This is a genomic window from Rhodanobacter sp. FW102-FHT14D06 (assembly GCF_043950705.1).
Taxonomy (GTDB): Bacteria; Pseudomonadota; Gammaproteobacteria; order Xanthomonadales; family Rhodanobacteraceae; genus Rhodanobacter.
Window position 1 is genome coordinate 576,365 of the sequence record NZ_CP170722.1, and the last position, 14,514, is coordinate 590,878.

Sequence of the window (14,514 nt, forward strand, 5' to 3'; positions counted from 1 at the left end):
ACGCAGCATCGGTGGCTACCACGGCGTTTGGACGTCCAAACGAACAGCGGCCGGAACCGGCGCACGCCGCGCCGCGCCTGCATTCGCGCCGCTCCGGCATCGACGCGCAGCGGCCGGCGCAGACATGCCGCTTCGACAGGCCGCGACGCCCCGGGCGAGGCCTTGCGACGCGGCGCAGCAGAATGAATACGTATGCATGAACGGCTCGCTCCGACGCAGCCGTCCTAACATCGGCCTCACGGAGTCGACCGCCGCATGTTCGACGGCAGCGGCCCGCGAGTTCCGAACAGACCATCACGATCGTCACAAGACCTGCAGTACTTACCCTGGGAGGGGACAACGGTGATACTCAAACACAACGTGCTTGCCTTGGCGCTGGCATCGGTCGGTTTCTGCGCATTCATTCCTGCCCACGCTGCCGCCCCGCGGGCCAGCAGCGCGACCGCTGCGCAGGACACCCAGGCCCAGGACGCCCAGACCCAGGATGCGACCACGACGGATACCAAGGCCGACAAGGATCGCCGCCGCTCCGCCAAGGACAACGCCAAGCAGCTGCAGGCGGTCGAGGTGAAGGGCTTCATCAGCAGTATCGAGAACTCCACCGCGCTCAAGCGCAACGCCAGCACCATCGTCGAGGCGGTGTCCGCCGAGCAGGTCGGCAAGTTGCCGGGCGTGTCCATCGCCGATGCGCTGGGTCGCCTGCCCGGCCTCGCCGTGCAGACCGTCAGCGGCCGTCCGCAGGTGCTGACCATCCACGGCCTGGGCCCGGACTTCTCCACCGCGCTGATCAACGGCGGCCAGCAGGTGTCCACCTCCAACAACCGCGACGTGCAGTTCGACCAGTACCCGTCGAGCTGGTTCGACAACGTGGTGGTGCACCTGTCGCCGTCGGCAAACCTGATCGGCCAGGGTCTCACCGGCACGGTGGACATGCATACCATCCGCCCGCTGGACAAGAACGGCCCGGAGGCGGCGATCAACGCGCGCTACATCTGGAACGGCATGTCGCAGCTGGCCGACGGCCCGGGCGTGAGCAACAAGGGTCACAACGTCAACGGCGTGTGGGTGCACCAGTTCGCCAACAACACGCTGGGCGTGACGCTGGGCGTGGACCTGGAAGACAGCCCGTCGCAGATCGAGCATCAGCAGCCGTGGGGCTACCCCACCGACGCCAACGGCAACTACGTCATCGGCGGCTCGAAGAACTACGGCATCACCGATTCGATGAAGCGCAGCGGCCTGCTCGCCACCGTGCAGTGGCGGCCGAACGAGCACTACACCGGCACCGTCGACCTCACCTTCGACGATTTCAAGGAAGTGCAGCAGGCCAAGGGCATGGAGTTCCCGCTGTTCTGGAGCTCCGCGCAGCTGCAGCCGGGCGGCACGGTGCAGGACGGTTTCATCACCAGCGCTGCGTACACCAACGTCAAGCCGGTGATCCGCAACGACTACAACCGCACCAAGGCGCGGGTCTACAACTTCAACTGGGACAACCAGTTCACCATCAACGAGAACTGGTCGATCGACGCCGACGTCAACTACTCGCGCGCCACCCGCGACGACATCAACCTGGAGAGCTACTCCGGCACCGGCTTCACGGCGGCCAACGGCGCACTCGACACGATCGGCTTCAACCAGATCGACAGCGGCCTGTTCTATTTCTTCCCGACGCTCGACTACACCCAGGGCGTCGTGCTGACCGATCCGCAAGGCTGGGGCGGCGGCAACGACGTGGTGCAGGCCGGCTTCATCAACGCGCCGCACACCGTCGACTACCTCGCCAACCTGCGCCTCGCCGCGCAGCGCAGCTTCGCCAGCGGCCCGATCGCCAGCGTGGAATTCGGCGTGGCGCACAGCACGCGCAACAAGACCTACCACATCGACCAGAGCTTCCTGACCCTGGGCGGCGGCACCATCAGCGGCGGCACCGCGGTCACCACCGCGCCGTTCAGCGGCACACCGTGCAGCCCGCTGGCGTGGATGGGCGTGGCCTCGCAGCTCTGCTACAACCCGTTCAACCTGCTCGACAGCGGCACGCTGCAGAGCGTGCCGACCTTCGGCTCCTCGCTGAACCTGCCGCCGAACTGGGAAGTGCGCGAGAAGACCTTCACCCCGTTCGTGCAGTTCAACCTGGACACCTACCTCGGCGACGTCGGGCTGCGCGGCAACTTCGGCGTGCAGGCCTCGCACACCTCGCAGCGCGCCACCGGCGAGCGCGTGGCGCCGGGCAGCGCAGTCACCGGCAATGCGATCACGCTGATCCCGGTGGTGGGCAGCACCAGCTTCAACAAGTTCCTGCCCAGCGCCAACCTGATCTTCGGCCTCACCGCCAGCGATGATCTGCGCGTCAGCGCCGCGCGCACCATGGCCCGCCCGCGCATGGACCAGATGAACGCCAGCATGGCGGTGAGCGGCAACATCACGCACCTGACCAGCACCGACCCGAACCAGGCCTATTTCAGCTCGTCCGGCGGCAACGCCAAGCTCAAGCCGACCATGGCCGACAACTACAACGTCAGCTACGAGCACTACTTCTCCGGCGGCAACAGCTACGAGTGCAGCTCCGCCGACCAGAAGAACTCCGACCTGTGCCGCGGCAGCGGCGGCTACGTCGCGTTGTCGGGCTACTTCATCAAGCTGAAGGATTACATCAACCCGAACGCGGCCTACCTGTACGACTTCAGCTCGTTCCTGCCGTTCGGCCTGACGCCGGATCAGCTGAGCCAGCTGGGCACCACGCTGGGCACCGTCTCCGGCCCGACCAACGACGGCCGCGGCTACGTGAAGGGCGCGCAGCTCACGCTGAACCTGCCGTTCAACCTGATCGCCCAGCCGCTGAACGGCTTCGGCGTGATCGTCACCGGCAACCGCACCAAGAGCTCGCTGGTGTACCCGGGCAACTCCGACCCGATCACCGTGCCGGGCCTGTCCAAGTGGGTCGCCAACGGCACCTTGTACTACCAGCACGAGGGCTTCGAGGCGCGCATCAGCGACAGCTACCGCTCCAGCTTCCTGGGCCGCGTGTCGGGCATCAGCGCCAGCCGCATCGAGCAGACCATCCAGGGCGGCAGCACCTACGACGCCCAGGTCAGCTACAGCTTCGACTCCGGCTCGCTGAAGGGGCTGACCCTGATCGCGCAGGGTTCCAACCTGTCCAACAAGACCTTCACCACGTTCCAGAACAACGACCCGCGCCAGGTGCTGACCTGGGAACGCTACGGCCGCATGTACGAACTGGGGGTCTCCTACAAGTTCCAGTAAGACCGAGCAGCACACCTGCTCCCCTGCGGGCCCCGTTGTGCAAGATCAACGGGGCCTTTTTTTTGACAGGCGCGGCGGCGCGGGTTACTTCAGGGCCGGACGCAAGCGGGGAAACGGCAACGGCATGAACGCAGCACCCATCCAACGCGTGGTGATCGTCGGCGGCGGCACGGCCGGCTGGATGACGGCCGCCCTGCTCGCCCGGGCGCTGGGCAAGGCGGTGCAGATCCGCCTGATCGAGTCGGACGAGATCGGCATCGTCGGCGTGGGCGAGGCCACCATCCCGCAGATCCGCCACATCAATGCGTTCCTCGGCATCGACGAGGACGACATGCTCAAGGCCACCCACGGCACGTTCAAGCTGGGTGTGCAGTTGAACAACTTCGGACGGCTCGGCGACTCCTACCTGCACGCCTTCAGCGACATCGGCCTGCCGCTGGGGCTGATCGGCTTCCATCACTACTGGTTGCGGAACCGCCGGCGCGATCCCGACAGCGACCTGTGGGCCTACTCGCTCAACACGCAGGCGGCGAACGAGCACCGCTTCGCGCGCATGGAGAAAGTCGGCGACACGCCGCTGGGCGGCATCAAGTACGCCTACCACTTCGACGCCGGCCTGTACGGCCAGTACCTGCGCAAGCGCTGCGATCCGGCCGTGGTCACGCGCAACGAAGGCAAGGTGGTGGAGGTGAAGCTGCGCGAGGGCGACGGCTTCATCGAATCGGTGCGACTGGCCAGCGGCGAGCGCATCGAAGGCGATCTGTTCATCGACTGCTCGGGCTTCCGCGGCCTGCTGATCGAAGGCGCGCTGCACACCGGCTACGAAAGCTGGCAGCACTGGCTGCCGTGCGACCGCGCGATGGCCGTGGCCTGCGCGCGCAGCGAACCGCTGTGGCCGTACACCCGCGCCACCGCGCGCAACGTCGGCTGGCAATGGCGCGTGCCGTTGCAACACCGCACCGGCAACGGCCTGGTCTACGCCAGTGCGCACCTGAGCGACGACGAGGCCGCCGCGACGCTGCTGGCGAACCTCGACGGCGAGGCGATCGGCGAGCCGCGCCCGCTGCGCTTCACCACCGGCATGCGGCGCAATGCCTGGCAACGCAACTGCGTGGCGCTGGGCCTCGCCGCCGGTTTCATGGAGCCGCTGGAATCGACCAGCATCCACCTGATCCAGTCCGGCATCAGCCGGCTGCTGGCAATGTTCCCCGACCGCCGATGCGATCCGGTGCTGGTCGACGAGTACAACCGCCAGACCCGCTTCGAATACGAAAGCATCCGCGATTTCCTGATCCTGCATTACAAGGCCACCGAGCGCGACGACACGCCGTTCTGGCGCCAGTGCGCGGCCATGGAGATTCCGCCCGGACTGGCCCGCAAGCTGGCGCTGTTCCGCGGCCACGGACAGATTTTCCGCGAGCGCGAGGAACTGTTCACCGAAGTCGCCTGGCTGCAGGTGATGATCGGCCAGCGCATCGAGCCGCAGGCGTATCACCCGCTCGCCGACGCACTGGATGCGACGCAACTGGATGGCTTCCTCGGCGACATCCGCACCCTGGTCGGCCGCGCCGCCGCCAGCATGCCCGACCACGCCCGCTTCGTCGCCGACCACTGCCGCGTCGACCCCTAGAAGGAGACCTCGCCATGCCTCGATCACGCCTCGCCCTGCTCGCCTTGCTCGCCCTGCTCATCGCCGGCCCGGCAATCGCCGCCACCAGGCCGGCACCCGCGGACACGAAGCCGGCCGCCTCCGGCGTGTGGTACGAAATCTTCGTGCGCAGCTGGGTCGACACCAATGGCGACGGCATCGGCGACTTGAACGGCGTCACCGCGAAACTCGATTACCTGCAATCGCTGGGCGTCAGCGGCATCTGGCTGATGCCGATCAATCCCTCGCCCAGCTACCACGGCTACGACGTCACCGACTACCGCGGCATCAACCCCGAGTACGGCACCCTGGCCGACTTCGACCGCCTGCTGGCCGAGGCGCACAAGCGCGGCATCAGGATCATCATGGACCTGGTCATCAACCACAGCAGCAGCGAGCACCCGTGGTTCAAGGCCGCGCGCGATCCGGCCAGCCCGTACCACGACTGGTACCAGTGGTCGAACAGGCACACCGATCTCGATGCGGTGAGCGCCACCGGCTCGCCTGCGTGGCACGCGCTGGGCAAGCAGCACTACCTCGGCATCTTCGTCGACCAGATGCCGGACCTGAACTTCGACCACCCGGCCGTGCGCAAGGAGATGATCGACATCGGCCGGTTCTGGTTGAAGCGCGGCGTCGACGGCTTCCGCCTCGACGCGGCCCAGCACGTCTATTACGACTTCGAGAACCAGCGCCACGACCCGAAGATCCTGGCGAAGAATCTCGCCTGGTGGAGCGAGTTCCGCCACGGCATCGACAGCGTCGATCCGCAGGCTTATGTCGTCGGCGAAGTCACCCGCGACACCGAGGCCGAGTTGGCGCCGTGGTTCAAGCCGCTCAGCGGCGTGTTCAACTTCCCGCTGGCCGTGCAGCTGATCGAAAGCGCCCGCAGCGGCCACGCCGGCAAGCTGCCCGTCCTGCTCGACGGCACCACCCGGGCCTATCACGCGGTCACCGGCAAGTACGGCGTGGACGTGCCGTTCCTGTCCAACCACGACCAGGAACGGGTGATGAGCCAGCTGCACGACAACCCGCAGCAGATGCGCATCGCCGCCGCGATGCTGCTCACGCTGCCCGGCGAGCCGTTCATCTACTACGGCGAAGAACTCGGCATGCGCGGCAAGAAACCCGACCCCGACCTGCGCGAGCCGATGCGCTGGTATCGCGACCCGCAAGGCACCGACCAGACGCACTGGAAGGCCTTCAGCGCCGGCGACGGCCCGGACATCACCGTGCAAGCGCAGCAGGATGATCCGCACTCCCTGCTGGCGCGCTACCGTGAACTGATCGGCTGGCGCCGTCACATCGGCGCCTTGCGTGATGGCGCGCTGACCACGCGCGACTTGGGCAACCCGCAATTAATCGCGTGGGAGCTGCGCGATGCGCACGGTGCGGTGCTGGTGGTGCACAACCTGTCCGGCAGCGCGCAAGCCATCCGGCTCGCTGCGCACGACCTGCAACGCTATGCCGGCGTGCGCGCCCGTACCGAGGACGCGACTACGCTGGCGCAAGGTGTGCTGCACCTGCCGGCGTACGGCTCGGCGGTGCTGCAACCGGCATCGGCCAGCACCAAGTGAATCGCGAGAACCGCCACCACGGCAGGAGCCCGCTCGCGGGCGAGGCTCTGGCTTTGCCGGATCCCGAACCCGCCATCCTGAGCTTGTCGAAGGACCGAATCCCGAATTCCGGCCCAAGAGCATCGCGCGCGAGCGGGCTCCTGCGGGAGGGACATGGCTCCCACGCGAACGCAAGCCTGCACCGACCCCACTGCGGAGCCCACTCATGATCCGATCGTCCGCCCTGCTCGCCGGCATCTTCGCCACGATGCTCGCGCTCGCCCCAGCCGTCCCGGCCATGGCCAAGGCACCCACCACCTCCTCGACAACGAGTGAGCGCATCGACATCCCCACCGACACCGGCAGTGTGCGCATCACCCTGCCCGCCGCCAACGTCGTGCACCTGAGCGCGCTCGTCGACGGCAAGTCGCCGGCACGTTCGATGGTGATCGACCCCGCGCTCGCATCCGCGCCGACCGGCGCCGGCGAAGCGACCACGGCGCTCACGCTCGACTCGCCGCAAGTGCACGTGCGCTACGACCGCGCCGCGCACAGCCTGTCCATCGCCGACGCGCAGGACCACGTGCTGCTGCACATCGCCGACGTCAGCGCGCTGGCGCACGGCAAGCTCAGCCTCGGCCACGCGGCCGGCGATCCGATGTATGGCGTCAGCGGCTACGACGCCTTCACCAGCGATGTCGGCGCCGGCATGCTGCGCCAGGGCAAGCTGGAGGCCAAGGCCGGCGAGCAGGGCTGGGCCGGCGCGCCGCTGGCGTGGAGCACCGCCGGCTACGCCGTGCTGGCCGACATCGACGGCGGCCACTTCACGCTGGCGCCCGCCAGCATCGACATCGCCGCACCCGAGGCGACGCCGCTGGATGTCTACGTGATCGTCGGCGCGCCCAAGGCGATCTTCGCCGCGGTCGCCGACTTGAGCGGCCACACGCCGCTGTTCCCGAAATGGGCGATGGGCTTCACCAACAGCCAGTGGGGCATCGACCAGAAGGAACTCCTGCAGATCGTCGACACCTACCGCGCCAGGCACATCCCGATCGACAACTTCACCCTCGATTTCGACTGGAAGGCCTGGGGCGAGGACAACTACGGCGAGTTCCGCTGGAACCCCGCCAAGTTCCCCGACGGCCCCGGCGGCGCGCTGGCGAAACAGCTGCACGCGCGCGGCATCCAGCTCACCGGCATCATGAAGCCGCGCCTCCATGTCGACACGGTGGAGGGACGTTACGCGACGGAGCACGATTTCTGGGTGCCGGGCGAGAAAGTCAGCGACGACTACTTCTCGCACAAACCGGTGAAGAACATCGACTTCGACATCCCCGCCGCGCGCACCTGGTTCGCCGAGCTGGCGATGAAGTACGGCTTCGATCAGGGCATCGTCGGCTGGTGGAACGACGAGGCCGACACCACCGGCAGCGACACCGAGTTCATGAACATGCAGCGTGCCTTGTATGTGGCACAGCGCGCGCAGAGCAAGCTGCGCGTGTGGTCGGTCAACCGCAACTTCTGGCTTGGCTCGCAGCGCTACGCCTACGGCCTCTGGTCGGGCGACATCGACACCGGCTTCGCCAGCATGGCCGGCCAGCGCGCGCGCATGCTCAGTGCGATCAACGTCGGCGCCATGCAATGGGGCATGGACGGCGGCGGCTTCAAGGGCCACCCGTCGAACGAGAACTACGCACGCTGGATCCAGTTCGGCGCGTTCACCCCGATCTTCCGCGTACACGGCGCGTTCGACGAAAAACGCCAGCCCTGGGTCTACGGCCCCGTCGCCGAGAAAGCCGCCACCGCGGCGATCCGCCTGCGCTACGCGCTGATCCCCTACATCTACAGCTACGAGTACGCCCGCCACGTCGACGGCGTCGGCCTGGTGCGTCCGCTGCCGTTCGACTGGCCGCACGATCCGAAGGTCGCCAACGACGTCGACAGCTGGCTGTTCGGCGATTACCTGCTGGTCTCGCCGGTAGTGCAGCAAGGCCAGACCGAAAAACACATCTACCTGCCCGCCGGCACCTGGCTCGACTGGTTCACCGGCAAGTCCTACGCCGGCGGCCAGACCATTACCCTGGCAGTGGACGCCACCCACTGGAGCGACATCCCGCTGTTCGTGCGTGAAGGCGCCATCGTCCCGACCCAGGCGGTGCAGGACTACGTCGGCCAGAAACCCGTCACCGAAATCTCGCTCGACGCCTTCCCCGGCGACCAGCGCACCAGCTTCGACTACTACGACGACGACGGCAGCACCTACGCCTACGAACACGGCGCGTACTTCCGCCAGTCGCTTTCCCTGCAGCAACATGGCGACACCGTGACCTTCCGGACCGGCAAACCCGAAGGCAGTTTCCACCCCGCCCTGCGCACCTGGCTGCTGAAGATCCACGGCCACACCGCACAAGCCGTGCAAGTCGACGGCAAGCCGCTGGCTGCAGAAGCCGACGCCGCAACCTTGCACCGCACCGACACCGCAGGCTGGGCCACCGGAAAGGATCGCTACGGTCCGGTGACGTGGGTGCGCCTGCCCGCCGGCAAGACAACGACAGTCACGCTGCACGACCGGCGATAAGCGCACAACTTCTCCGGCCACGCCCACGAAGCACGCCCCCGAACGGCCGAAGGACCGGCCAGGCGGGCACCCCGGAACACGACCCATCGAGCTTTGCTTCCGCGGGGACGGCGGCATCTTCGGACCGCCTCGGAACATCCCGGCCCCGTCGCGGCCGCGAACCGACGCGCCGGAACGAAAGGCATACAGTTTCCGCCAGACCAAGCGCAGACTCTGCGCCGCCGTTACACCGTCATGCGTGCTCCGGCAATTCATGCCGGCCCGAAAGTCGCTGACAACAACGGGAGATGCCCACACCCTGCCCCGCCTGCCATGCACGCAAACCCCTGTTCCAACGCGAGAATCGTCTGCTTGTGCGAGCAGGGGCACCGCCGCATACTCTGAGCAACACCCACTTTGTTGGGTCTACTTGGCGGTTAGGCCTCATGGGGAGCATCTCGGTGGGTACCGCATTCTGGATCAAGCGCTTTTTTACCGTTCTCGTTGGCGCGTTTGTCATCATCGGCGCAGCGCAAATGCTCAAAGGCCATGATTTGTCTTACTCCGTGACTCAAGCTGCAATATGGGGCGCCATCACGGCAATCGTGTTCACGCTGGGCAGACTTTATCAATCTCGTAGAGGTCAGCACTGCGCAATCTGCAAGGACACACCAGAAATGCAGCGGGCTGATCGCGGCAGCGATGCCTGACCGTTCGTTCAAGGCGGACGGTTTCGCCGCCTCTCAACTCCAGCGTTAGGCATAGGGATGCTGTCTGATGAGTACTGAGGTCATATTGGGCATTGGCGTCGCCTTGGTAATCGTGGTCGGCTTCATCGGCAAACTCATTCCAAAGCGCATGCCGCCCTCCAAGTCCTTCAAGTGTGGTCGCTGCGGTGTACAGGCACTTCACACCAACCGCACTGCAGAGGCGTGGCGCAATGGCAAGACAAAATTCTTCTGTCAGTCTTGCCACCACAAGTGGCTCCAGTCGCATCCGCCGCAAGAGCGCGAGTCTTATGGTGTACGTGGTTCGTCAGGGCGGGGCTCTGGATGTCTGGGCGTCGTGGTGCTGTTTGCGCTAGTTCCAATAGGCACGTGGGCTGTCTGGGCCTATGTCTGACAGCTCGTTCAAGACGGACGGCTTCGCCGCCGCTTATTCCAGCGTTAGACGTAGAGAGGCAGGAGTAACCACATGCACTGTCCACTCTGCAGGCACTTCATTGAGCTTCGATATTTTGAGCTGTGCCGCGTAACCATGCGGGGCTCCAAGGTCTGGTCGATGCAGTGTCCTTGCTGTAAGCAGAAAGTAACCGTGCCAAAGGTGTGTGACTTTGGTGCTTGCGTTTTGCCTTGCCTTTTTATGACCCTTGTCGCCGGATGCCTAATTCCATACCGCCCCAATCCAGCTATATCTCTTGTTATAGCGACTACATTTCTGTTTTTTTCCAGCGGTGTACTTCCTCACTGGATTGAGCCGGATGATATTTTTTCCCAAAACTGGCGTCAAGGCGAGTGAGGGCTAAACAGGCCGCCCAAGCACAGCAATCGCAACCGTCTGACACTCCCTTCAAGGCGCACGGCTTCGCCACCGCCTAGTTCAAGCGCCAGTTTTGCCTATGGAGATCAAAACGCATGAAAGCTTCACGTAGTACTCATCTGTCATTATTGGCAGCATTTTTCGTGTGCGTCAGCGCAGAAGCTGTCGCAGCGTCACCAAGCGCACTCCACGCAGACGTACTACTCGGGTGTTACGCGCAAGAACCAAATGGACCGATCACCATGCGCGTAAACAGAGAAGATGGGCATTACTCTCTTGTTGCCATCCATAATGATGGGAGCACAGAAAAATCATTCCCGTTGTATAGTCGCGAGGTGAAGGAAGGCAAAGCACAGGATGCGGAAAAGATTGACGCGCTGATCTCGGATAAGCTAGGCGTCATCGCAATACTCAAGTCAAAAAACGGTGTGCCGATAAACACCACGAGTCCGGGTAGTGACGTCTATTTCTATGCTCCCCAAGTCGGTGGCCCGCTGTTCAAGAGAACGTGTCCAAAAGTGGGGGATCACGACCGGACAAGTCGTCCAAGCGGGCCGCGCTCCGCGACCGGTTGACTCGAGCGTTGTGCTTGCAGATCCACCGGCAACAGCTGCGGGCTCATGTCAATGTGTAGGTAGCGCGCCATGTCGGCCCCACTTGTTCGTGTGGGGCTATTGAAGCAAGATCGGCAGAGGTTTTTCTACAACCTCGTTAGGCACGGAGACAGGCATGTCCCTATTTGCCGGTGTTGCACTCGTGGCTTTTGCGGCCATCTGGCTCACGGCGGCCCTCACTTTGCTGGCGTGTGCCGTCTACGCGTTCAAGGCTGTTCGCCAAGCTCGCCCAGGTATCAATCTCCGGGGTCGCGACACGCTCTGGAACCCGCTCAACGTGCTCCTTAGCTCCAAGATGCTCACAGACGCGGGCCTGCACTATCGTCACAAGTTTCTTGTGTCGCTCGCAATCTTCGTCGCATGCGTAGGTGGTACTTTGCTGTTTGCAACAATCACAGGGCACCTCGGGTGAAGTGCGGGCTGCCCAACCAGTCGCTCAAGGCGGACGGCTTCGCCGCGGCTTGACTCAAGCGTTGGTACTCACACCCATTTCTCTCGCATGTGAAAGCGGAGGTCGCAATGAAACGGCTATTCGCGTTAGCGCTGTCAATCATTCTTCCCGGCCTGGCCTGTGCGAAAGAAGCACCAAAATTTTCAGGCCCACTAGCCGAGACGATGGCCGGCAAGCGAGTCCTTTTGGTTTCCGCTCATCCGGACGACGAGAGTCTGTTTGCCCCTCTCCTAGCTGAAGTTTGCCGCTTCAATGGAGCAACTTGCCACCTGGTTGTTGCAGCTGAGGCAAATAGTCCGGGGTGCATCATCCCGCTTAAACTGCATGATCTTGAAAAGTGCAGCTCGATGCGGCGCTACGAGACTGCCGCTTCTGCTTCAAACTTGAATGCGAGCCATGAGTTCTATGGCTGGCGCGACGTACTTTCACCCTGGAATGACGCAGGTCTTGACAGGAATATTGACGAGTGGGCAAAAGACGTAGGCGGACGCACCAAGCTCGTGCATCGCATCTACCACACTCTTTCGCAATTCAAGCCAGACTTCCTGCTTGGCTTTGACCCTCGCCATGGCACAACCTGCAACCCAAATCACCGCGCAATCGTGCTTTTGGCACTGGAGGCGGTGAAACAACTTCCACCCGAGCAACGTCCACACGTTTGGCTGGAGTCCGACTTTGCGGTTCCAACAACGGCGCCGCCCGACTTGGCCGCGATCATTGATGAATTCGGTATTGTCCGATGGCCGAACGATGACGTCGCAACAACGTGGTACGACAGCAATTTCAAACTGCCTAACGGCAGAACCACATGGGACTACCTCGTGGATGCGCTCAGACTCAATTCCACTCAGTTTCCTGATATTGCAACAGGCAAGAGGACGCCTAACCCTTCCACGCAGTATCGTCGAGTCCCATTTGTAAAGCTTGCCGATATCAATCCAACGCAGAGAGGCATGTGTGAACCTTACACTCCGGAGTTTTCGCTCTCCCTATAGTCGGTGAGTGCCAAAAATTCATTCAAGCCGAAGCCGCTTCGCGGCTCGGCTCAACTCAGGCGTTGGCCGGCAGCTCGTGCCGGTTTGCCGTATCGCGTGCTTCGCCCGGCTTCGCGCCGGGTTCAACTCACGTGCAAGTCATCAGCCCGAGACTGCAATGACGTCGAGACCGTCCGCTGCCACCGACTGCTTCATCGTCCTGTATCGCTGGCGTCTGCATGCCGGCGCCGAGGACGACTTCGTGCAAGGCTGGTCCCGCATCACCGAGTTGCTTCGGTTGCGCGGTTCGCTCGGTTCTCGCCTGCATCGCGGTTCCGACGGCCTGTGGTACAGCTATGCGCAGTGGCCCAGCGCGCAGGTGCGCCGCGACATCTTTGCGCTCGGTCCTCTCGACGAGGAAGCCAGCCGCCGGATGAAGGCAGCCATCGCGGAGAGCCTTCCGGAGATCACGCTCGACACAAGGGCCGACTACCTCGATGCACTGCATCGCGAGGGCATCTGAAATGACGCGGCAGCCATGGACGGCCTGCACGCCAGCGGGATTCCTGCGGGCCTGATTCTTGCTGCACTTTGCGCGGCACGTTCGCGAAGCGCGGCGCCGGTGCCGCCTTTCGCGTGTCAACTGGATGCATCGCGCACTCTTTCTCACCCCTGCGACGATCCTCGTCCGCTGCTTCCTGCCCGCCTGCCTTCTCGCCATCCCGGCGCGGGCCGCGATGAAGGCGGGGAGCGAACCGCGGCCTGCGGCGAACCCGGGACAGGGTTCGCGGCAGGCCGCGGAAGTTGCACTACGGACTCAGTGCTGCGCATCCGCGCTGGTACCGGCGTCGCCGTTGGCTTGTGCCGAGGCGGAGAGGCTGCCGCGGGCCGAGCCGTGGGCGTTGGCGTGGCCGCCGGCGTTGGCCGAGCCGTTGCTTTGGGCGGCCGGGCCGGCGTTGGCGTCGGTGGTGCCGTGGGCGGCGCCGGAGCCGGAGACGTCGAGCGATGCATTGCCGGTGCGGCGTGCGGCATCCGCTGCTTGGGGCAGCAGGCCCGACGACGGAGGCGTCGAATCATTCGACGGCTGTTGCGCGGCGTTCGTGGTCACCGGGCTGGTCCGTGCCGCGTTGCCGGCGGCAGCCGCGCCGAGCGAGCCGCCCGCGCTGACCGACTGGGCGCCACTGGCGATCGCCTGGCCGGCGGTGCCCAGGCCCGCGCTGGCCGCGGCTTCGGTGTTCGCCGGGGCGCTCTGCACGCGATCCAATGCGTTGCGGGTTCCGCGTTTGGCCGTCGAGACGGCTGAACGCGTCGCGCCGGCGACCTGACCGGCGGCGTTGGCGGCGGCCCGGCGCGGGCCGCTGGCGTCGATGGCGCCATTCGCGGAAGAGCCCAGTTCGCCTGCACCATTCAATGCCGCGTTGCCGTTGCCGACGGGGTTGGCCGCGGCCGAGCCGGCGAGGCTGCCGGCCGCACCCGCGACCGCCTGGCCGTTCACCTGACGAGTGGCCTGCGCGGCGGCACCGGTGGCCGCATCGGCGGCTGCCGCGGCACGCGCACGCGGACGCGGCGCACGACGTTCGGCGGCACGGGGGGTCACGTCGGGAGCATGGAGCTTGCCCATGCCGCGGGCGGCACCGTCGATGCGACCTCCGATCTGGCCCATGCTGGTCGGCATGGAACCGCGCAGACCACCGCCGATGCCACCACCGAGCGCACCGCCCAGCACCTGGGCGTGCACCGGTATCGCCGTGGCGAGCGCAAGCGTGCCGGCGAGCAGGCCGATGGTGACAGTCTTGTTGATGAGAGTCGTGTTGCGCATGGTGGGACCTCCTGCCAGCGGACGATCCGCGGCTTCCAAGGTCCTGTACGTCGCTGCCGGGGGAATCCTTCCGTACCGGCCAGTGACGCTTGGGT

11 protein-coding genes are annotated in these 14,514 nt (G+C 64.9%); 10 read left to right on the top strand and 1 reads right to left on the bottom strand.

The genetic code is table 11. The features are described from left to right. Positions 1-342: 342 nt before the first annotated feature. The 10 genes from ACFCQI_RS03010 to ACFCQI_RS03055 all read left to right on the top strand — a co-directional run bounded on the left by ACFCQI_RS03010 (position 343) and on the right by ACFCQI_RS03055 (position 13,123). A complete protein-coding gene (locus ACFCQI_RS03010; RefSeq protein WP_395119899.1) occupies positions 343-3,261 on the top strand; it encodes a TonB-dependent receptor in 2,919 nt (972 codons plus the stop codon). Positions 3,262-3,385: 124 nt separating this feature from the next. Then, positions 3,386-4,891, top strand: coding sequence for a tryptophan halogenase family protein (locus ACFCQI_RS03015; protein WP_395119900.1), 1,506 nt, complete (start codon positions 3,386-3,388; stop codon positions 4,889-4,891). A gap of 14 nt (positions 4,892-4,905) precedes the next feature. Continuing rightward, positions 4,906-6,486, top strand: a complete 1,581-nt coding sequence (locus tag ACFCQI_RS03020; RefSeq protein ID WP_395119901.1) for an alpha-amylase family glycosyl hydrolase — start codon at positions 4,906-4,908, stop codon at positions 6,484-6,486. A 205-nt stretch (positions 6,487-6,691) separates the two neighbouring features. After that, positions 6,692-9,043 carry a TIM-barrel domain-containing protein gene (locus ACFCQI_RS03025; RefSeq protein ID WP_395119902.1) on the top strand — a complete coding sequence of 784 codons (2,352 nt, stop codon included), beginning with the start codon at positions 6,692-6,694 and terminating at the stop codon, positions 9,041-9,043. 440 nt (positions 9,044-9,483) lie between these two features. Continuing rightward, positions 9,484-9,732: a hypothetical protein gene (locus ACFCQI_RS03030; RefSeq protein ID WP_395119903.1), complete on the top strand. Its 249-nt coding sequence runs from the start codon at positions 9,484-9,486 to the stop codon at positions 9,730-9,732. Positions 9,733-9,799: 67 nt separating this feature from the next. Further along, complete coding sequence (locus ACFCQI_RS03035) at positions 9,800-10,144, top strand: hypothetical protein (protein ID WP_395119904.1); 345 nt, start codon at positions 9,800-9,802, stop codon at positions 10,142-10,144. A gap of 512 nt (positions 10,145-10,656) precedes the next feature. Then, positions 10,657-11,136, top strand: a complete 480-nt coding sequence (locus ACFCQI_RS03040) for a hypothetical protein (protein WP_395119905.1) — start codon at positions 10,657-10,659, stop codon at positions 11,134-11,136. 154 nt (positions 11,137-11,290) lie between these two features. Beyond that, positions 11,291-11,587, top strand: a complete 297-nt coding sequence (locus ACFCQI_RS03045) for a hypothetical protein (protein WP_395119906.1) — start codon at positions 11,291-11,293, stop codon at positions 11,585-11,587. 107 nt (positions 11,588-11,694) lie between these two features. Beyond that, positions 11,695-12,621, top strand: a complete 927-nt coding sequence (locus ACFCQI_RS03050) for a PIG-L deacetylase family protein (RefSeq protein WP_395119907.1) — start codon at positions 11,695-11,697, stop codon at positions 12,619-12,621. A gap of 157 nt (positions 12,622-12,778) precedes the next feature. Next, positions 12,779-13,123: an antibiotic biosynthesis monooxygenase gene (locus ACFCQI_RS03055; protein ID WP_395119908.1), complete on the top strand. Its 345-nt coding sequence runs from the start codon at positions 12,779-12,781 to the stop codon at positions 13,121-13,123. 294 nt (positions 13,124-13,417) lie between these two features. Here the strand turns inward: ACFCQI_RS03055 and ACFCQI_RS03060 are convergent, their stop codons facing one another. Then, positions 13,418-14,419 (bottom strand): hypothetical protein, encoded by a 1,002-nt coding sequence (locus tag ACFCQI_RS03060; RefSeq protein WP_395119909.1) that lies wholly within the window; start codon positions 14,417-14,419, stop codon positions 13,418-13,420. Positions 14,420-14,514 lie beyond the last annotated feature (95 nt).